General features: G+C 73.8%; 18 protein-coding genes and 1 pseudogene. 16 read left to right on the plus strand and 3 right to left on the minus strand.

Annotated elements, in window-relative coordinates; genetic code table 11:
- Nucleotides 1-41 precede the first annotated feature (41 nt).
- The 3 genes from E1266_RS13300 to E1266_RS13310 all read right to left on the minus strand — a co-directional run bounded on the left by E1266_RS13300 (nucleotide 42) and on the right by E1266_RS13310 (nucleotide 4994).
- The gene (locus E1266_RS13300) at nucleotides 42-1313 is read right to left on the minus strand and encodes a hypothetical protein (RefSeq protein ID WP_243718398.1); all 1272 of its coding nucleotides are present in this window, start codon (nucleotides 1311-1313) and stop codon (nucleotides 42-44) included.
- 55 nt (nucleotides 1314-1368) lie between these two features.
- Nucleotides 1369-3087 (minus strand): ABC transporter ATP-binding protein, encoded by a 1719-nt coding sequence (locus E1266_RS13305; protein WP_132046674.1) that lies wholly within the window; start codon nucleotides 3085-3087, stop codon nucleotides 1369-1371.
- A 92-nt stretch (nucleotides 3088-3179) separates the two neighbouring features.
- Nucleotides 3180-4994 (minus strand): ABC transporter ATP-binding protein, encoded by a 1815-nt coding sequence (locus tag E1266_RS13310; RefSeq protein WP_132046675.1) that lies wholly within the window; start codon nucleotides 4992-4994, stop codon nucleotides 3180-3182.
- A 188-nt stretch (nucleotides 4995-5182) separates the two neighbouring features.
- Between E1266_RS13310 and E1266_RS13315 the strand changes: the two genes are divergently transcribed.
- The 16 genes and pseudogenes from E1266_RS13315 to E1266_RS13390 form a co-directional block, all read left to right on the plus strand.
- On the plus strand, nucleotides 5183-5890 hold the full coding sequence (locus E1266_RS13315) for a TIGR03085 family metal-binding protein (RefSeq protein ID WP_132046659.1): 708 nt from the start codon (nucleotides 5183-5185) through the stop codon (nucleotides 5888-5890).
- Nucleotides 5891-6141: 251 nt separating this feature from the next.
- Complete coding sequence (locus E1266_RS13320) at nucleotides 6142-6348, plus strand: cold-shock protein (protein WP_018657218.1); 207 nt, start codon at nucleotides 6142-6144, stop codon at nucleotides 6346-6348.
- A gap of 128 nt (nucleotides 6349-6476) precedes the next feature.
- Entirely contained in the window at nucleotides 6477-6863 is a 387-nt protein-coding gene (gene hisI, locus E1266_RS13325) for a phosphoribosyl-AMP cyclohydrolase (RefSeq protein WP_131985054.1), read from the plus strand.
- A 16-nt stretch (nucleotides 6864-6879) separates the two neighbouring features.
- On the plus strand, nucleotides 6880-7497 hold the full coding sequence (locus E1266_RS13330) for a TIGR02234 family membrane protein (protein ID WP_132046660.1): 618 nt from the start codon (nucleotides 6880-6882) through the stop codon (nucleotides 7495-7497).
- The gene (locus tag E1266_RS13335) at nucleotides 7494-8162 is read left to right on the plus strand and encodes a response regulator transcription factor (RefSeq protein WP_132046661.1); all 669 of its coding nucleotides are present in this window, start codon (nucleotides 7494-7496) and stop codon (nucleotides 8160-8162) included. Before E1266_RS13330 ends, E1266_RS13335 begins: the two co-directional genes overlap by 4 nt.
- A 55-nt stretch (nucleotides 8163-8217) precedes the next feature.
- Nucleotides 8218-8661 (plus strand): DUF2752 domain-containing protein, encoded by a 444-nt coding sequence (locus tag E1266_RS13340; RefSeq protein WP_132046662.1) that lies wholly within the window; start codon nucleotides 8218-8220, stop codon nucleotides 8659-8661.
- A 123-nt stretch (nucleotides 8662-8784) separates the two neighbouring features.
- Nucleotides 8785-9591, plus strand: a complete 807-nt coding sequence (trpC, locus tag E1266_RS13345) for an indole-3-glycerol phosphate synthase TrpC (RefSeq protein ID WP_132046663.1) — start codon at nucleotides 8785-8787, stop codon at nucleotides 9589-9591.
- Between the two features lie 126 nt (nucleotides 9592-9717).
- Nucleotides 9718-10953 (plus strand): tryptophan synthase subunit beta, encoded by a 1236-nt coding sequence (gene trpB / locus E1266_RS13350; RefSeq protein ID WP_132046664.1) that lies wholly within the window; start codon nucleotides 9718-9720, stop codon nucleotides 10951-10953.
- Nucleotides 10950-11762, plus strand: coding sequence for a tryptophan synthase subunit alpha (trpA, locus tag E1266_RS13355; protein WP_132046665.1), 813 nt, complete (start codon nucleotides 10950-10952; stop codon nucleotides 11760-11762). The genes trpB and trpA overlap by 4 nt, the downstream gene beginning before the upstream one ends.
- Nucleotides 11763-11922: 160 nt before the next feature.
- On the plus strand, nucleotides 11923-12414 hold the full coding sequence (locus E1266_RS13360; RefSeq protein WP_132046666.1) for a vitamin K epoxide reductase family protein: 492 nt from the start codon (nucleotides 11923-11925) through the stop codon (nucleotides 12412-12414).
- A 56-nt stretch (nucleotides 12415-12470) separates the two neighbouring features.
- A complete protein-coding gene (locus tag E1266_RS13365; protein WP_132046667.1) occupies nucleotides 12471-13247 on the plus strand; it encodes a thioredoxin domain-containing protein in 777 nt (258 codons plus the stop codon).
- A 154-nt stretch (nucleotides 13248-13401) separates the two neighbouring features.
- Nucleotides 13402-14244, plus strand: coding sequence for a thioredoxin domain-containing protein (locus E1266_RS13370; RefSeq protein WP_132046668.1), 843 nt, complete (start codon nucleotides 13402-13404; stop codon nucleotides 14242-14244).
- Nucleotides 14245-14287: 43 nt separating this feature from the next.
- The gene (lgt, locus tag E1266_RS13375; protein WP_132046669.1) at nucleotides 14288-15463 is read left to right on the plus strand and encodes a prolipoprotein diacylglyceryl transferase; all 1176 of its coding nucleotides are present in this window, start codon (nucleotides 14288-14290) and stop codon (nucleotides 15461-15463) included.
- Nucleotides 15464-15494: 31 nt separating this feature from the next.
- Nucleotides 15495-16214 (plus strand): VIT1/CCC1 transporter family protein, encoded by a 720-nt coding sequence (locus E1266_RS13380; RefSeq protein WP_132046670.1) that lies wholly within the window; start codon nucleotides 15495-15497, stop codon nucleotides 16212-16214.
- Between the two features lie 70 nt (nucleotides 16215-16284).
- Nucleotides 16285-17076 carry a hypothetical protein gene (locus E1266_RS13385; protein WP_132046671.1) on the plus strand — a complete coding sequence of 264 codons (792 nt, stop codon included), beginning with the start codon at nucleotides 16285-16287 and terminating at the stop codon, nucleotides 17074-17076.
- Nucleotides 17077-17128: 52 nt separating this feature from the next.
- Nucleotides 17129-17449 (plus strand): annotated as a pseudogene (locus E1266_RS13390) (hypothetical protein); the annotation flags it as partial.

A 17449-nucleotide genomic window follows, 5' to 3' on the forward strand; every position in this document is an offset into this window, starting at 1 on the left:
AGGTGTATACGCGCGCCGGGCCCGCCGGGTTCACCGAAGTCTCAGGTCATCAGGCGCGTCCCCGCGGCGGTGCGGACATCGGTCTCCTCGGCGGGATCGTGGTGCAGCCGCTGCAACCGGATCCGCGTCTCACGCGTCAGCGGCACCGATCGCGCGGCCTCCTGCCGCGCCCCTTCCTCGCAGTCCCAGAGCCCCTCGATGGTGTAGGCCTCCGCCGTGTGCGGGGCGGTCCGTGTCAACGCGGTCAGTATTCGCGGTCTCAAATAGGCGTAGGGGGACTCGGTCCAAACGGCCTTCAGCAACGGGACGGCCTCACCGGCGCGCAGCCGGCCGAGCCCCACCACCGGATTCGCGACGGCCCGCCACTCGCGCCCTTCGAGGGACGTGCGCAGCTCGTCCATCAGCAGCGGGACGTCCTGCCGCGTGCCGTAGCGCGCGAGGATGCTCAACCCCAGCTCCGCGCGCCCGCCGCGTTCGGCCGCCCACACCCGCGCCCGCGGCAGCGTCTCCGGCCCGTACTCCCGCAAAGCCCGCCGCACCGCACTGCCGAACCTGCTCGGCCCCGGGTCCTGCCCCTCGCGCGGCAGCAGCTCCTCCGCGAGGTCGAGCAGCGCCAGCGTCCGCCGCCGGCCCAGCTCGAAGATCGCCGCGAGGGCGCCCTCGCCCCGGCCCCGCGCGACCTCCAGCAACTCCTCCTCGCTCCGCCGCTCCCGGCCGGACGCCGTGACCACCGTCCTGCGCACCGCCCTCCCGGCCTCCCGCCGGCGCGTCAGGGCATCGGCGATCCGCGGCTGCCGCGCCGCCCACGTCTCGATCACCGGGTTCGGCTGCGCCGGAATCAGCATCTCCAGATCGGCGTCGTCGCACCGGGCGGCGACCGAGTCCTCCAGCCCGGCCGTCAGCGACGGGTCCCCGAGCACGATCAGCTCCTCGACCGCGTCGAACCAGTGCGCGCCCTCCTCGGCGTACCGCCGCAGCGGCACCGCCGCCTCCCGCCGGCTCAGCCGCACCAGGTCCGCCAGCACCCCCAGCGCCAGATCCACCCGCCAGTCGTCCCCGTCCAGCAGATCGGACGGATCGAACAGATGCGCCGCCACCGGCCCCGCCGGCATCTCCAGATCGACCATCAACCGGGCGTAGTACAGCCGCCGCGACTCGCACTGGTGGTCCCACCGCGGATCCCGCCGGACGCAGTCGTAGACGAACTCGCCCGCGCCCCGCCTGTCCGCCGCGCGCCGCGCGGCCCTCCCGAGACCCCGCTGCAGCTGACCGTGCAGCGTGTCCGCCGATTCCAACACGACTCCGTTGCTCACCCCAGCAGAATGCGCACGAGACCAGATACCGGGCAAGTCTTTATCGGTCGCGTTGTCACAGGGTTCTCTGGGCTCTCCAGGAGGTGTGTAGGTCGGCGTAGACGCCTGGTCGGGTCACCAGGTCCTTGTGGGGACCGCGTTGGACTATGCGGCCCGCCTCGAAGACTATGACCTCGTCTGCGGCCTCGGCTGTGGAGAGGCGGTGGGCGATGGCGATCGCGGTGCGGCCGCGGGTCGCGCCGTCCAGGGCCCGCTGGATGCGGACCTCGGTGGCCGGGTCCACGGCGGAGGTCGCCTCGTCCAGGACCAGGAGGTCCGGGTCGGCGATGTAGGCGCGGGCCAGCGCGACCAGCTGGCGCTCGCCCGCCGACAGCGACTCGCCGCGCTGGCCGACCGGTGTGTCCAGGCCCGACGGGAGCCCGTCCAGCCAGTCGGCGAGGCCCAGTTCGGTCAGGGCCAGGACGAGGTCGTCGTCGGAGGCGTCCGGGCGCCCGTAGCGGATGTTGTCCGCCAGGGACGCGTCGAAGAGGAAGCCGTCCTGCGGCACCATGACGATCCGCTCGCGCAGCGAGGAGAAGCGGACCCGGTCGAGCGGGACGCCGTCCACGAGGATGCGGCCGGACACCGGGTCCATGAGCCGGGTGAGGAGCTTGGCGAACGTCGTCTTGCCGGAGCCCGTCTGCCCGACGATCGCGACGCGGCTGCGGGGTGTGATGTCCACGTTGACGTCGTGCAGGACGGGAGGCCCGCCCGGGTAGGCGAACCCCACGTCCTCGAACCGCACCTCGATCGGGCCGCGGGGGAGCGTCTCGCCGTCGTCGCCCGGGTCGGCGACGTCCGGGACGGTGTCCAGCACCCCGAGGACCCGCCGCCACCCCGCGATGGCGTTCTGCGCCTGGTTGAACACCTCGGTGGCCGCCTGCATCGGGCTGACGAACAGGGTGACCAGGAACAGGAACGCGATGAGCTCGCCCGCCGACACCCGGCCGGCGATGCCGAGCAGCGTCCCGGCGATGACGACGGCGGCGGTGGCGACGGCGGCGACCAGCTCGCTCACCGGGAAGGTGAGCGCGACCATCGCCTGGGCGCGGGTCTGCGCGTCGCGGTGGGCCTCCACGGTCCGCTCCACGCGGCGGCCCGTGCGCTTCTCCGAGGCGTACGCGCGGATCACCGCGGCGCCGACGACCGACTCGCTGACCGCCGCCAGCATGTCGGCCGTCCGCTCCCGGACCAGCATGTACGCCCGCGACAGGACCCGCTGGAAGAGGCGCAGCGCGAACGCCAGCGGCAGGAACGACGCCCAGACCAGCAGGGCCAGCTGCCACGAGTAGACGAGCATCAGCACGCTCGCCACGAACAGCTGGCCGATCGAGATGAGGAACATCAGCCCGCCGGACTGCATGAACTGGCTGATCTGGTCGACGTCGCTCGTCACCCGCGACACCAGCGAGCCCCGCCGCTCCCCGCTCTGGGTGAGCATCGACAGGTCGTGCACGTGCCGGAACGCCTTGATCCGCAGGCCCGCCAGCCCGCCCTCGGACGCCTTGTACAGCCGGACGTTCATCAGGTACGCGCACACGGCCGTCACCACCACCGCCACCGCGCACACCAGGACCGCCGTCCGGATGAAGGCGATGTCCGGGCCGCCGGGGTTGCCGATGCCCTTGTCGATCGTCTGCTGGACGGCGACCGGCACCACCACGCGGCCCGCCGTCGACAGCAGCGCGAGCAGCAGCGTCCCGGCCAGGCCCGCCCGGAACTCCGGGCTCAGCATGATGCCGCGCTTGAGCGTGCTGAGCGCGCCCTCGGTCGCCGCGGACCCGCTCAGGCCCGTGCCGTCCGCCGTCTTCGCCGTGTCCACCGTCGTCACGCCAGTGCCTCCTCGCCGCCCTCTAGGGCCTCCTGCTCCGCCTCGGCCCGCTCGTAGGCGTTGACGAGGTTGCGGTAGCCCTCCGAGCGCTCCAGCAGCCCGGCGTGCGTGCCGCGCGCGATGACGCGGCCGTGCTCCATGTAGACGACCTCGTCGGCCAGCGAGATCGTGGCCTTGCGGTAGGCGACGACCACGACGGTCGCCCCGCCGGCCTCCTCGCCGGCCCGCACCTCCCGCAGGTTCTGCAGGATGCGGGCCTCCACCTGCGGGTCCACGCTGGACGTGGCGTCGTCCAGGACGAGCAGCCGGGGCCGCCGCACCAGCGCCCGAGCCAGCGCGAGCCGCTGCCGCTGCCCGCCCGACAGCGTCGCCCCGCGCTCGCCCACCCTCGTGTCGAGGCCGTCGGAGAGCGCCGCGACGAACCCTTCGGCCTGCGCGAGGCGCAGCGCCTCCCAGACCCGCTCGTCGGGGACGTCCAGGCCGAGCGTCACGTTGCCGCGGACGGTGTCGTCGAACAGGAACGTCTGCTGGGGGACGAGCGCCGCCGTCTCCGCGATCCCGCCCTGCCGCACCTCGCGCAGGTCGGTGCCGTCGAGGAGCACCGACCCGTCCGCCGGGTCGACGAGGCGGACGAGCAGCGAGGTGAGCGTCGACTTGCCCGAGCCCGTGGGGCCGACGACCGCGATCGTCCGGCCCGGGGCGGTGGCGAACGACACGTCGTGCAGGACGGGCCGCCCGGCGCCGTCCGCGCTCTCCCCGGCGGACTCGTAGGCGAAGCGGACCTCCCGGACCTCCAGCCCGGTCGCGCCGGTCCCGCCGGAGCCGTTCAGCGAGCCGTCCCCGTAAGGGAGGGACCCGGACGCGTCCAGGACGCCCCTGACCCGCCGCCAGCCGACGACGCTGCGCGGCACCTCGCCCAGCACCCAGCCCAGCGCCCGGATCGGCCACGACAGCAGCGTGAACAGGTACGCGACGTTCACCAGGTCGCCCGGCGACATCGCCCCCGACTCCAGGCGCACCGAGCCGATCAGCAGGACGGCGAGGACGCCCAGGTTGGGCAGCGCCTCCAGCACCGGGTCGAACAGCCCGCGGATCCTGCCGACCGCCACGTTGGCGTCCCGCAGCTCCTCCGCGCCCTCGGTGAACCGCGCGGTCTCCGCGGCCTCCCGGCCGAGGGTCTTGACCACCAGGCCGCCCTCGAAGCTCTCGTGCGCGACCTCGCTGACCTCGGCGCGCAGCTGCTGCGCGCGGGTCGCGACCGGCGACAGCCGCCGCTGGTACACCACGTTGATCAGCGCGATCGCGGGGAAGACCAGGAACCCGACGCCGGCGACGACCAGGTCGGTGGCCAGGATCGACACCGCCGCGATCAGCAGCATGAACACGACGCCGACCGCCATCGGCAGCGGCGCGATCGGCGCCCAAACCGCCTCCACGTCGGCGTTGGCGTTGGACAGCAGCTGCCCCGCCGGGTGCCGGTGGTGCCAGGCCAGCGGGAGCCGCAGGTACTGCCGGGTCACCGAGCGCCGGTACTCGGCCTGCAGCCGGTACTGCATGAGGCCCGCGTAGAAGCGGCGCCCCGCCACGCCGATCGCCTTCAGCAGCGCCACCCCGGTGATCGCCGCGGCCGCGGCGGCCAGCGCGCCGGCCGTCGTGTCCCCCGACTCGAACGCGGGCAGCACCACCTCCTGGGTCGCCCAGCCGAGCACCTGCGCGGACGCCACGGTCATCGCCGCGTACAGCGCGCTGGCGAGCACCGACAGCGTGAAGACGCGCGGCTCGGCCTTCACCGCCACCCACAGGACGCCCATCCCCTCCCGCAGGACATGCGGGCTGACGCGTCTCGACGCAGGTGGCACGGCGACTCCTCGATCACGGCGGCGGCCCGTGGACCGCCCCTCGTGAACGGGGCTCCGGGGGCAAGGCGGGCCTGGATATGCCTACCATCCGGTACCCCCCGCTTATTCCCGGCATTTCCGTCGCGTTCTACGATCGGGCGATGAGCACGCCCGAGGACGGCCAGGCCCCCGCAGCTCCCGATCCCTCCTCCAGCGCCGATCCCGTCCGCCGCGAGCGCCTGCTGCTCGCCGCGGCCCTGGCGGAGGCGGGGCCGGACGCGGCCACGAAGTGCGCCGGCTGGGACGCCCGCGACCTCACCGCCCACCTCGTCGTCCGCGAGCGCCGGCCGGACGCGGCGCCCGGCATCCTCCTGCCGCCGCTTTCCGGCTACACCGAGCGCGTCCGGCGCCGGACGGCCCGCGCCGTCCCGTTCGACCGGCTGGTGGAACGGTTTCGGGAGGGGCCGCCGAAGACCTCGCCGTACGCGCTTCCCGGCGTTGACAAAATCGCCAACGGTGTCGAGTTCTTTGTTCATCATGAGGACGTCCTGCGCGCACGTCCCGACTGGGAGCCGCGGGACATCTCACCGGAACTCGAGGAACTGCTCTGGCGGAGGATAAGAATTGCCCGCCTTGTCCTAAGAAAAGTTCACGTGGAGGTAACGCTCGTCCAGCCGGACGGCCGGAGCCTCCGGGTGTCCGGACGCGGCCGCTCCGCCCGGGGAGCGGCCTCCGGAGGCGTGCGCGTGCACGGCCCCGTCGGCGAACTGGTGCTGTGGGCGCTGGGCCGCCGGGACGTCGCGAGAGTGCGCGTCACCGGCGACACCGGCGCTGTCAAGGCCCTGACCGAGACCGGTTGGAGTCTTTAACGGGCAGGTAACGGCAGGGTTCGCCCGCGGGAGAATCGCGAACCTTGCAGCTCCTCCGTTTTAGGCGGAAGCGGTGATACGGTGGAGCGGTCGGTTGCAGTCGTGGTTCTCGATCGTTCGTCCAGACGCCCGCGGACTGATGGCAGCGGGCGTTTTGGCTTTTCCGGGACCGTACCGGGGGCGAGGGCGTACCGCAGCGACCGCACGGGCCCGCGAGGTGTGGGCCCAGGTTTTGCCGCAAGGAGAAAGACATGCCCCAGCAGGGCACCGTGAAGTGGTTCAACGCCGAGAAGGGCTTCGGATTCATCGCCGTCGACGGCGGCGGGCCGGACGTCTTCGTGCACTACTCGGCTATCCAGAGCTCCGGCTACCGCACGCTGGACGAGAACCAGCGCGTCCAGTTCGAGGTGACGCAGGGTAACCGGGGTCCGCAGGCTGACCAGGTCGTCCCCCTGTAACACCCGATAGTCGTACGTCTGGGCCCGCCTCCCGCCCGGGGGGCGGGCCCTTTCGTGGGCGGAGTCCCCGCGCGCCCCGGTCGCGCCCCTGCGCCCGGCCGCCGGGGGACTGCAATAAACTCGCTCGCATGTCCGCTCCTCGACCGTCCAATCTGGACCCCAAGATCGCCGACCGGCTGAAGCGCGACCCGAACGGGCTCGTGCCCGCCATCGCCCAGCAGTACGACACCGGCGAAGTGCTCATGCTCGGCTGGATGGACGACGAGGCCCTCCACCGCACCCTCACCACCGGCCGCTGCACCTACTGGTCGCGCAGCCGCCAGGAGTACTGGGTGAAGGGCGAGAGCTCCGGCCACCAGCAGTGGGTCAAGTCGGTCGCGCTGGACTGCGACGCCGACGCGGTCCTGGTGAAGGTCGACCAGGTCGGCGCCGCCTGCCACACCGGCGACCGCACCTGCTGGGACGCCGACGTCCTTCCCGCCGTGGTCGGGGAACGACCCGCCGCGGCGTCATGACCGCCGGGCGCGGCGGATGACCCCCGGGCGCGAACGGGGCCTGACGGCGCTGCTGTGCGCCGCCGGGGCGGGCCTGGCGCTCCTCGCGGCCGGGCGCACCTGGGCCGTCGTCCGGGCCGAGGACGCGATCACCCCGCTCACCCAGAGCCTCACCGGCGGCGACCTCGGCGGCGCCGCGGGCGCCCTCGGCTGGGCGGGCCTGGCCGGCCTGGCCGCGCTGTTCGCGACCCGCGGCCGCGCCCGCGCGGCCGTCGGCGCCCTCCTCGCCCTGTTCGGCGCCGGCATCGCCTACGCCTCGGCCGCCGCGGTCCAGCGCCCGAACGTGCTGTCCGCCGCCGGCGACAAGAGCGCCCTCATGTCCCTCGGCACCGACCCGGCGATGGACGTCAACCTGTGGTGGATGGTCTCGGTCACCGGCGGCGTGCTGCTCGCCGCCGCCGGCCTCGTCACCGCCGTCCGCGGCCGGCGGTGGCCCGGCATGTCCGCCCGCTACGAGCGCGCGGCCCCGCGCGGAGCCGCCGCCGACGCGGGGGAGGAGACCGGGCAGGAGCCGGGGGAGCAGGACCCGTCCGCCATGTGGAAGTCCCTCGACCGCGGTGAGGACCCCACCGCCCGGACGGACGGCCGGCCGTGAACACCGACGGCGGCGGGCTCGTCCTGGTGGCCGAGCACGACCCCGCCGTCGCGGAGCTGCAGCGCCGCTACCTCGCCCGCGAGGGCTTCGACGTCGAGATCGAGCCCGACCCCGCCCGCGCGCCCATGGCCGCCGGGCGCTCCCGCCCCGACGTGGTCGTGCTGGACCTGTCCGCGTCGGCGCTGCCCGCCGACCTGTACCGGCGGGTGGCGGAGGCGGCGCGGCCCGCCCCCGTCATCGCGGTCACCGGCGCCGCCCTGGACCCCGCCATCGCCCGCGCCCTCGGCGAGCACCGGATCGACCGGCCGTTCGCTCCCCGCGTCCTCGTCGGCGCCGTCGCCGAGGCCCTGCGCAGCGGTGCCCCCGCCGGGACGCCCGCCCCGCTGCGCGCCGGCGCGCTCGCCCTCGACCCCCGCGGCCGCACCGCCGTCGTCGGCGACCGCCGCGTCACCCTCACCGGCACCGAGTTCGACCTCCTCGAGTTCCTGATGGGCAACCCCGGCCGCGTCTACACCCGCGAGCAGCTCCTCGACGCCGCCTGGGGGCCGGGCGCCGGCGCCGGAAGCCGCACCGTCGACGTCCACGTCGCCCAGCTCCGCGCCAAGCTCGGCGAGGGCAACCCGATCAGGACCGTGCGGGGCGTCGGCTACGTCCTGGACGCCTGATCTCCCCGGCCCGGGGCCTGATCTCCCCGGCCCGGGGCCGCATTAGGCTGGACGCATGACCCGGGTGCCCGTCCACGCGCACGAGGATCCGCGCTCGCGCACGTTGCCGCGGAGGCTGGTGCCGCAGGCCGCGGTGCTGGGCGCGGCCGTCGCCGGGACACTGCTGGTGGCGTTCCGCGACCCCAACGAGGCGGGGCTCTACCCGGGATGTCCGTTCCTGGCCCTGACCGGGTTCTACTGCCCGGGATGCGGTATGACGCGGCTCGTCCACGCGCTCGCGCACTGGGACGTCGGCACCGCGTTCGGGCTCAACCCGCTGTTCTTCGTCCTGCTGCCGGTCCTCGGCTACCTGTACGTGCGGTGGACCGTGCTGGGCGTGCGGGGCATGCCGATGCGGTCCGTTCTGTTCAGGCCGGTGGTGGCCTACTCGTTCGCCGGTGTCGTCGCGGTGTACTGGGTTCTGCGCAACCTGCCGTTCGCGCAGGCCCTGGCGCCCTGACGGACGCCCTGGAGGATTCGGGTCGCCGCACGGCCGCCGGGTTGCGGGGGCCGACCCTCCGGAAAAACGACGCTCCGGCTACGATCGGTGCACGGAACGACCTGAAATAGGGGGCCTGCGACCTTGAGCGTTTTGGACGAGATCATCGAGGGCGTCCGGGCCGATCTCGCCGAAAGGCAGCGAGAGGTCCCGATCGACGCCCTGAAGGACAAGGCGGCGGAGGCCCCGGCCCCGCGGGACGCGCTCGCCGCGCTCCGCGGACCGGGCGTCTCGGTGATCGCCGAGGTCAAGCGCAGCAGCCCGTCCAAGGGCGCGCTCGCCGCGATCGCCGACCCCGCGGCGCTGGCCCGCGACTACGAGGCCGGCGGCGCCAAGGTGATCAGCGTGCTGACCGAGCGGCGCCGCTTCGGCGGCAGCCTGGAGGACCTCGCCGAGGTCCGCGCCAACGTCGACGTCTGCGTGCTGCGCAAGGACTTCATCGTCACCTCCTACCAGCTGTGGGAGGCGCGGGCGAACGGCGCCGACATGGCGCTGCTGATCGTCGCCGCGCTGGAGCAGGACGCCCTGGTGTCGCTGGTCGAGCGGGCCGAGTCGATCGGGCTGGTCCCGCTCGTCGAGGTGCACACCGAGGAGGAGGCGGAGCGCGCCGTGCGGGCCGGCGCCAAGGTCATCGGCGTGAACGCCCGCGACCTGCGGACGCTGCACGTCGACCGCGGCACGTTCGCGCGGGTCGCGCCGCGGCTGCCGAAGGACGTCGTGAAGATCGCCGAGTCCGGGGTGCGGGGCCCGCACGACCTGCTCGCCTACGCCTCCAGCGGCGCCGACGCCGTGCTGGTGGGGGAGAGCCTGGTGATCGGCAGGGACCCGCGCGCCGCGGTCGCCGACCTCGTCGCCGCCGGCGCCCACCCCGCGCTGCGGCAGAGCGGCTGACGGTCCCGGGGACGCGGACCGGATAGGGTACGGGCATGCTGGTGGAGCCGCTGCGGGAGCGATGGCGGGCCCGGTGAAGCACTGACGCCGGCAAGCCCCTTCTCCCATGACAGGACGCGTTTTCTCATGACCATCGACACCGCGCGCGGTGCCGTGCCCGACGCGACGGGCCACTTCGGAGCGTTCGGCGGGCGGTTCGCGCCCGAGGCGCTCATGGCGGCGCTGGACGAGCTGACCCGCGAGTTCGAGACCGCCAAGCAGGACCCCTCGTTCACCGCCGAGCTGGACGGCCTCCTCGCGAACTACGCGGGCCGCCCGAGCCTGCTGGCGGACGCCGAGCGCTTCTCCGAGCACGCCGGCGCCCGGGTGCTGCTCAAGCGCGAGGACCTCAACCACACCGGCTCCCACAAGATCAACAACGTGCTGGGGCAGGCGCTGCTCACCCGGCGGATGGGCAAGACCCGGGTCATCGCCGAGACGGGCGCCGGCCAGCACGGCGTCGCCACCGCCACCGCCGCGGCGCTGCTCGGCCTGACCTGCACCGTCTACATGGGCGAGGTCGACACCGAGCGGCAGGCCCTCAACGTCGCCCGGATGCGGATGCTCGGCGCCGAGGTCGTCCCGGTGCGGACCGGCAGCCGCACCCTCAAGGACGCCTGCAACGAGGCGTTCCGCGACTGGGTCGCGACCGTCGACGACACCCACTACTGCATCGGCTCCGTCATGGGCCCGCACCCGTTCCCGATGATGGTCCGCGACTTCCAGCGCGTCATCGGGGTGGAGGCCAGGCGGCAGTGCCTGGAGCTGACCGGCGCCCTCCCCGACGCCGTCGCCGCCTGCGTGGGCGGCGGCTCCAACGCGATCGGCGCCTTCCACGCCTTCGTCCCCGACGAGTCCGTCCGGCTGTACGGGTTCGAGGCGGGCGGCGACGGCGTGGCCAGCGGCCGGCACGCCGCGACGCTGGTCGGCGGCTCGCTCGGCGTCATCCACGGCATGCGGACCTACCTGCTGCAGGACGGCGACGGGCAGACGCTGGAGACCCACTCGATCTCCGCCGGCCTCGACTACCCCGGCGTCGGGCCCGAGCACTCCTGGCTGCGCGACTCCGGCCGCGCCGAGTACCGCGAGGTCACCGACGCCGAGGCGATGGAGGCGTTCTCGCTGCTGTGCCGCAGCGAGGGCATCATCCCGGCGATCGAGTCCGCGCACGCGCTCGCCGGCGCGCTGAAGATCGGCCCCGGACTCGGCCGGGAGCTCGGCCGGGACGCGACGATCGTCGTGTGCCTGTCGGGCCGCGGCGACAAGGACATGCACACGGCCGCCGGCTTCTTCGGCCTGATGCCCGAGGGAGAGGGAAAGTGAGCGTCCAGACCGCCTACGACAAGGCCCGGGCCGAGGGCCGGGCCGCGCTCGTGGGCTACCTGCCCGCCGGGTTCCCCACCTACGAGGGCGCCGTCGAGACCGCGCGGACGATGGTCGACGCGGGCTGCGACGTCATCGAGATCGGGCTGCCCTACAGCGACCCGATGATGGACGGGCCCACCATCCAGGACGCCGTCCACCAGGCCCTCGTCGGCGGCATCCGCGTCGCCGACGTGTTCCGGACGGTCGAGGCCGTCGCCGCCGCCGGCGTCCCCACCCTCGTCATGACGTACTGGAACCCCGTCGACCACTACGGCGTCGACGCGTTCGCCCGCGACCTGGCCTCCGCCGGCGGCGCCGGGCTCATCACCCCGGACCTCACGCCCGAGGAGGGCGGCGCCTGGCTGGAGGCGTCCGACACCCACGGCCTGGACCGGGTGTTCCTCGTCGCGCTCAGCTCCACCGACGAGCGCATCGAGAAGATCACGGGGGTGTGCCGCGGGTTCGTGTACGCGGCGTCGCTGATGGGCGTCACCGGCGCCCGCTCCGCCGTCGACACCGGCGCCCCGCGGCTGGTGGAGCGCACCCGCGAGATCATCGACAAGGGCGGGACGAGCCTGCCGGTCGGGCTGGGGCTCGGCGTCGGCAACGGCGCGCAGGCCGCCGAGGTCGCCGGGTTCGCCGACGGCGTCATCGTCGGTTCGGCGTTCATCCGCCGGCTGCTGGACGCGCCCGACCTCGCGTCCGGGCTCGCGGGCGTCCGCGAGCTCACCGCGGAACTGGCCGAGGGCGTCCGCGCCGGGCGCTGACCCGCGCCCGCCGCATCCCCGCCCTCCGCCGCGCACCTACGCGGAGCGCGTTCCGCGGAACCGTGGAAAACCCCGGGGGCGCCGCAAGGTTCGTGTCGTGGCGCCCCCGCTCTCCCGTAGGGTGTGTTCGCCGGGTGAGGCGGTCCTTGGAAGGTTCACGATGACGCAAGAGATGACGGCGGAAGACCGGGCCGACACGGCGACGCCCTCGCTCCCTCCCGCATGGTTCCTCATCCCGGCCTGGCTGCTGACGGTCGCCGGGTTCGGGATCTCCGTGTACCTCACGGTGACGCACTACGACGAGGGCGCGCTGGTGTGCTCGGCCTCCCAGACCGTGGACTGCCACGCGGTCACGACCAGCGAGTACTCCACGCTGCTCGGGATCCCCATGCCGCTGCTGGGGCTGGCGTTCTTCGTCGCGTTCGCCGCGCTCATCACGCCGTGGGCGCTGCGGTCGTCCTGGGCGCCGCTGCGGTGGGGACGGGTGGCCGCCACCGCGGTCGGCGTGCTGTTCGTCGTCTACCTCGTCACCGTGGAACTGGCGCTCCTGCACAAGATCTGCCTGTGGTGCACCGGGGTGCACGTGATCACCGTCTTGCTGTTCGTGCTCGTCCTGATCGACGAATTCCGGCGAATCGGTCAGGTCGACTAACCTCACCGTGACCGCGCCCCAGGGTGGCGGCGCGGCTCCCACCCATAGGAGAACCAATGAGCAAGGCCGCACGAGAGCGGTCCGCCAGAGAGCGCCTGGCCGCCGAGCGCAAGCGGCAGGACGCGCGGCAGCGGCAGCGGCGGCTGCTCGCCATCGTCCTCGGCTCGGTGGTCGCCGTGGCCGTCGTCGTGGTGGGCACCGTCCTGATCGTCGACCACCAGCGCAAGCAGGGCCGCGCCGAGGTCCACCAGGGCGCGGTCGCCCCGCTCACCCGGCAGGACGACGGCTCCATCGTGATGGCGCAGCCGGGGGTGGAGAAGCCGGTCCTGGAGATCTTCGAGGACTTCCAGTGCCCGGTCTGCAAGCAGTTCGAGGACGCCACCGGGCAGACCGTCCTGGAACTGGCGGAACAGGGCAAGGTCAAGGTCGTCTACCGGCCGTTCCACCTGTTCGGCCAGCAGAAGGACCCGATCCGGATCAACTCGCTGCGCGCGGCCGAGGCGGCGCTGTGCGTCCCGGCCGACAAGTGGATCTCCTACCACGAGGCGCTCTTCCGCTTCCAGCCCGCCGAGGGCTCGAAGGGCTTCTCGCCCGACGACCTCGTGAAGTGGGGCAAGGACATCGGCGTCACCGACCCGAACTTCGAGAAGTGCGTGCGCGAGGAGCAGAAGAAGGCGCAGGTCGACGCGATGACCAACTACGCGCTGCAGGAGCGCGGCGTCCAGGGCACGCCCACGGTCTTCCTGGACGGCAGGGAGATGGACTCGACCCAGTTCATGAACCCCGCCGCCCTCCGGGCCACGATCGACGCGGCCGCCGCCGCGGGCAAGTGAGCACCGGCTCCGCACGTTAGGGCCGCACACGCCGCCGAGCGCCGCGCCGTCCCCGCCGGGACGGCGCGGCGCGGCGCTTTCCCGGCCCCCGGCCGCCCATCCCCGCTACGCTCGTCGTTCGTACGGACACGCACAGTCACCTAGCGGGGGATCGATGAGCGAGCAGGACAGGGGGCCGTCGGGCGCGCGCCGGCGGCTCAGGGAGGACCGGGCGCGGGCCGCGGCCCGGCGGCGCCGGCAGCGGCTGCTGGTGGTCGTCCTGGGCGCCGTCGCCGTCGCGGCGGCCGTCGTGGCCGTGACCGTCGTGGCGGTGTCCCGCGACGGTGGGGACGAGCCGCTGAACGACTACACCGGCCCGCTGGCGCCGACGACGCGGCTGGAGAACGGCGCGGTCGCGATGGCGCAGCCGGGTGTCACCGCCCCGGTCATCGACATCTACGAGGACTTCCAGTGCCCGGCCTGCGCGACGCTGGAGCGGCGCCTCGGCGGCACGTTCAAGCAGCTCGCCGCGGAGGGCAAGGCCAGGGTCGTGTACCGGCCGTTCCAGCTCTTCCAGCAGGACCCGCTGATGTCCAACTCGCGGCGGGCCGCGAACGCCGCCGCCTGCGTCCCCGTCGGCAAGTGGATCCCGTACCACGACAAGCTGTTCGCCGAGCAGCCCGCCGAGGGCGACACCGGCTTCGCCCCGAAGCGCCTGATCGAGTGGGGCGCAGACCTCGGCGTCACCGACCCGGCGTTCGCCGCCTGCGTCAACCAGAACCAGCAGATCGACCTGGTCGAGAAGGCGAGCACCGCGGCCGGGCGGGCGGGCGTCGACGCGACCCCGTACGTCGCGCTGAACGGCGCGAAGGCCGGCGCCGACGCCCTCGGCTCCCCGGAGGACCTGCGGAAGGCCGTCGCGGCGGCGGGCGGCGGCGACGCCCCCGCCACCCGCGGCACGCGGTCGGGCGGGAACGCCGGCGGCGCGGCGGACGGCTCCGCGGGGGCACCCTCCTAGAGGTGGCGCGCGCGGCGACCCAGAGGCGGTAACGTCATCGGTCATGCAGCCGCTCGCCTACATCCCGAGCCCCTCGCAGGGCATCTGGCACATCGGACCCGTCCCGATCCGCGCCTACGCCATCATGATCATCCTCGGCATCGTCGCCGCGGTCTGGCTGGGCGAGCGGCGCTGGGCCGCCAAGGGCGGCACCCCCGGCGTGATCATCGACGTCGCGGTCTGGGCGGTGCCGTTCGGCCTCGTCGGCGGGCGGATCTACCACGTCCTCACCGACTACCAGCTCTACTTCGGTGAGGACGGCGACCCCGCCCGGGCGCTGGAGATCTGGCAGGGCGGCCTCGGCATCTGGGGCGCCATCGCGTTCGGCGCGGTCGGCGCGCTCATCGGCTGCCGCCGCCGCGGGATCTCCATCTTCCCGCTGGCCGACGCGGTCGCGCCGGGGATCGCCCTCGCGCAGGCCATCGGCCGCTGGGGCAACTACTGGAACCAGGAGCTTTACGGGCGCCCGCTCGACACGTTCTGGGCCTTGAAGATCGACGAGGACCACCGGCCGATGCTGGAGGGCGGCCCCGGCCTCGACCCCCGGTACGCCGACGTCGCCACCTACCACCCGACGTTCCTGTACGAGTCGCTGTGGTGCATCGGCGTCGCGGTCCTCGTCATCTGGGCCGACCGGCGCTTCAAGCTCACCCACGGCCGCGCGTTCGCGCTCTACGTCGCCGCCTACACGCTGGGACGGGCCTGGATCGAGACGCTCCGCATCGACGAGGCCCACCACATCCTCGGGCTGCGCCTCAACGCCTGGACGTCGGTCATCCTCTTCCTCGCCGCGGTCGCCTACCTGTACCAGGCCAGGAACCGCACGGGCCCGGAGAACGTCGGCGGCCCCGCGGACGGCCCGTCCGATCCCGCCGGCCCCGCCGGGGAGAAGAAGGACGCGCCGAAGGACGAGCCGGTCACCGGCGAGGAGCCGGAGTCCGCGGCGGGCGGCGCGGAATCCCGGGCGAAGGACGAGCCCGGCTCCGAGGACGAGCCGGAGAGCCCCGGCCCCGAGAAGCCCGAGGGCGGCGAGGCCGCCGACGACGAGGAGAGCCCGGCGTCCGTCGACGACGAGGCCGAGGAGGCCAAGGACGGCGCCGCCAAGGACGGCGCCGCCAAGGACGGTGCGGGCGACGCCGGGCGGGTAGAGGACGGGGAGCCCGTCAAGGACGGGAAGTAGCGGTCGGCGGAGGGCTTTCGGTGGGCGCGACATGACCAGCGGGGAGGCCGGTGCGAAGCCGGAGCAGCACCACCGGCACCGTGACGTCACCGGCGGCTGGCTGCGGCCGGCGGTGTTCGGCGCCATGGACGGCCTGGTCTCCAACTTCGCGCTGATCGCGGGCGTGGCCGGCGGGCAGGCGAACCAGAACGTCGTCCTGCTGGCGGGGCTGGCGGGCCTGGCCGCGGGAGCCTTCTCGATGGCGGCGGGGGAGTACATCTCGGTCGCGTCCCAGTCGGAGCTGGCCGAGGCGGAGATCGAGGTCGAGCGGCTGGAACTGGCCCGGCACCCGGTGGCCGAGGAGCGGGAGCTGGCCGGGGTCTTCGAGGCGCGCGGCGTGGACCCGGAGACCGCCGCGGAGGTCGCGCGGCAGCTGTCCCGGGATCCGGACGAGGCGCTGGAGGTCCACACCCGCGAGGAGCTCGGGGTGACGCCGGGCGACCTGCCGTCCCCGACGCTGGCGGCGGGCTCGTCGTTCCTGTCGTTCGCGGTCGGCGCGATGCTGCCGGTGCTGCCCTACCTGCTGGGCGCCGCCACGCTGTGGCCCGCGGCGATCGTCGCGGCCGCCGGGCTGTTCGGCGCCGGTGCGCTGGTGGCCGGGATCACCACCCGGCCCTGGTGGTTCGGCGGGCTGCGGCAGCTGCTGTTCGGCGCCGCGGCGGCCGGGATCACCTACGCGGTCGGCGCGCTGATCGGCACGAGCGGCATCTGACGCCCGAGCGAACTGGATAAAACGCCCGTTCTGTCCCGCGTGGGCCGGCCGTACCGCTAAGCTCCGGGGCGTGATCGAGGCTCGTGACTCAGGTTCTGCACAGGCCCCGGGCAAGGGCCGCGGCCGGGACTTCTGGCCGACGGACAAGCCCGGCCGCAAGCTCCCCGGCCCGAAACCGCTGTACGGCGCGGCCGCCGCGCTCGTCGCGGTGGTGGTCGCGGTCGTCGCCGTGCTGATGTTCACCGGCGGGGACGAGGCGCCGGCCGACAAGCCGCTGGTGCCGACGGCCTTCACGCCCGACTTCAACGGCGAGGGCTTCCAGCAGATCGCCGACAGGTCCGCCGACAGCCGCGAGATCACCGAGGGCGAGGCGTCGTCCGCCAAGGACCTGCAGTCGGGCAAGTTCTCCTTCAAGCTCGCCGGGTCGGAGCTCACCAAGGACTGCAAGGCCGCGGTGTGGGGCGGCCGCCTCCAGGGCGACCTCGACAAGTTCGGCTGCACGCAGATCGTCCGGTCCGCGTATGTGAGCGGCGACAAGAAGCACGTCGGCCAGTTCTTCGTGATCAACATGAAGAGCGCGGACGGCGTCAACCAGATCCTGCGCGACCTGCAGACCGAGACCGGCGCCGGCTGGGTGAAGCCCCTGAACGTGAAGGACGTGCCCGCGTTCGGCTCCGGGTTCAGCGCCGCCTACGCCAAGACCTACGGCCACTACGCCGTGATCACCTGGGTGGAGCGCGCTGGCGGGGAGCAGCCCGCCTCGCTGAACGAGCTGATCGACGTGAGCCTGGTCATCGAGGGCGCCGCCGACTTCCTGTACGGGCGCCTCGACCTGGCCGCCGACACGGGGGCGCGGCAGTGATCCGCCGGTCCCCGGGCGTGTCACCGGCCCGCGGGCAGTAGTCTGCCCGGCTGTGGACCCCGATGAGCCCCGCCGCGGCGGCCCCCGGCGCCGGCCGATGAGCCGCCAGGGCCGCCAGCCGCCGCCGCGCAGGACTTCCCCCGGCCGGCTGGGCGGCGTGGCGGTGCTCGTCGGCCCCCGCGTGCGCGTCCTGCGGGCCGAGAGCCACGCGCTGCGGGTCTTCCTCGGGCTGGAGGCGCGCGGGCTGGCAGCGGCCGTGGTGGAGGCGGACGGGGCGCGGCTGGCCGTCGGCTCGCTCCACCTCGACCTCAACGACCCGGCCAGGGTGCACCACGCCGCCGAGGCGGTGGCGCTGATGGAGCGCGCGGCGGCC

It is taken from the genome of Actinomadura sp. 7K534 (assembly GCF_004348575.1).
Lineage (GTDB): Bacteria > Actinomycetota > Actinomycetes > Streptosporangiales > Streptosporangiaceae > Spirillospora > Spirillospora livida.

Bases quoted from the DNA above. Each gene is read 5' to 3' on its own strand.
- E1266_RS13305 (WP_132046674.1), bottom strand. From the start codon at position 3,087: ATGCTGAGCCCGGAGTTCCGGGCGGGCCTGGCCGGGACGCTGCTGCTC.
- E1266_RS13310 (WP_132046675.1), bottom strand. From the start codon at position 4,994: ATGGGCGTCCTGTGGGTGGCGGTGAAGGCCGAGCCGCGCGTCTTCACG.
- E1266_RS13315 (WP_132046659.1), top strand. From the start codon at position 5,183: ATGAGCACGCCCGAGGACGGCCAGGCCCCCGCAGCTCCCGATCCCTCC.
- E1266_RS13320 (WP_018657218.1), top strand. From the start codon at position 6,142: ATGCCCCAGCAGGGCACCGTGAAGTGGTTCAACGCCGAGAAGGGCTTC.
- hisI (WP_131985054.1), top strand. From the start codon at position 6,477: ATGTCCGCTCCTCGACCGTCCAATCTGGACCCCAAGATCGCCGACCGG.
- E1266_RS13330 (WP_132046660.1), top strand. From the start codon at position 6,880: ATGACCCCCGGGCGCGAACGGGGCCTGACGGCGCTGCTGTGCGCCGCC.
- E1266_RS13340 (WP_132046662.1), top strand. From the start codon at position 8,218: ATGACCCGGGTGCCCGTCCACGCGCACGAGGATCCGCGCTCGCGCACG.
- trpB (WP_132046664.1), top strand. From the start codon at position 9,718: ATGACCATCGACACCGCGCGCGGTGCCGTGCCCGACGCGACGGGCCAC.
- E1266_RS13360 (WP_132046666.1), top strand. From the start codon at position 11,923: ATGACGCAAGAGATGACGGCGGAAGACCGGGCCGACACGGCGACGCCC.
- E1266_RS13365 (WP_132046667.1), top strand. From the start codon at position 12,471: ATGAGCAAGGCCGCACGAGAGCGGTCCGCCAGAGAGCGCCTGGCCGCC.
- E1266_RS13370 (WP_132046668.1), top strand. From the start codon at position 13,402: ATGAGCGAGCAGGACAGGGGGCCGTCGGGCGCGCGCCGGCGGCTCAGG.
- lgt (WP_132046669.1), top strand. From the start codon at position 14,288: ATGCAGCCGCTCGCCTACATCCCGAGCCCCTCGCAGGGCATCTGGCAC.
- E1266_RS13380 (WP_132046670.1), top strand. From the start codon at position 15,495: ATGACCAGCGGGGAGGCCGGTGCGAAGCCGGAGCAGCACCACCGGCAC.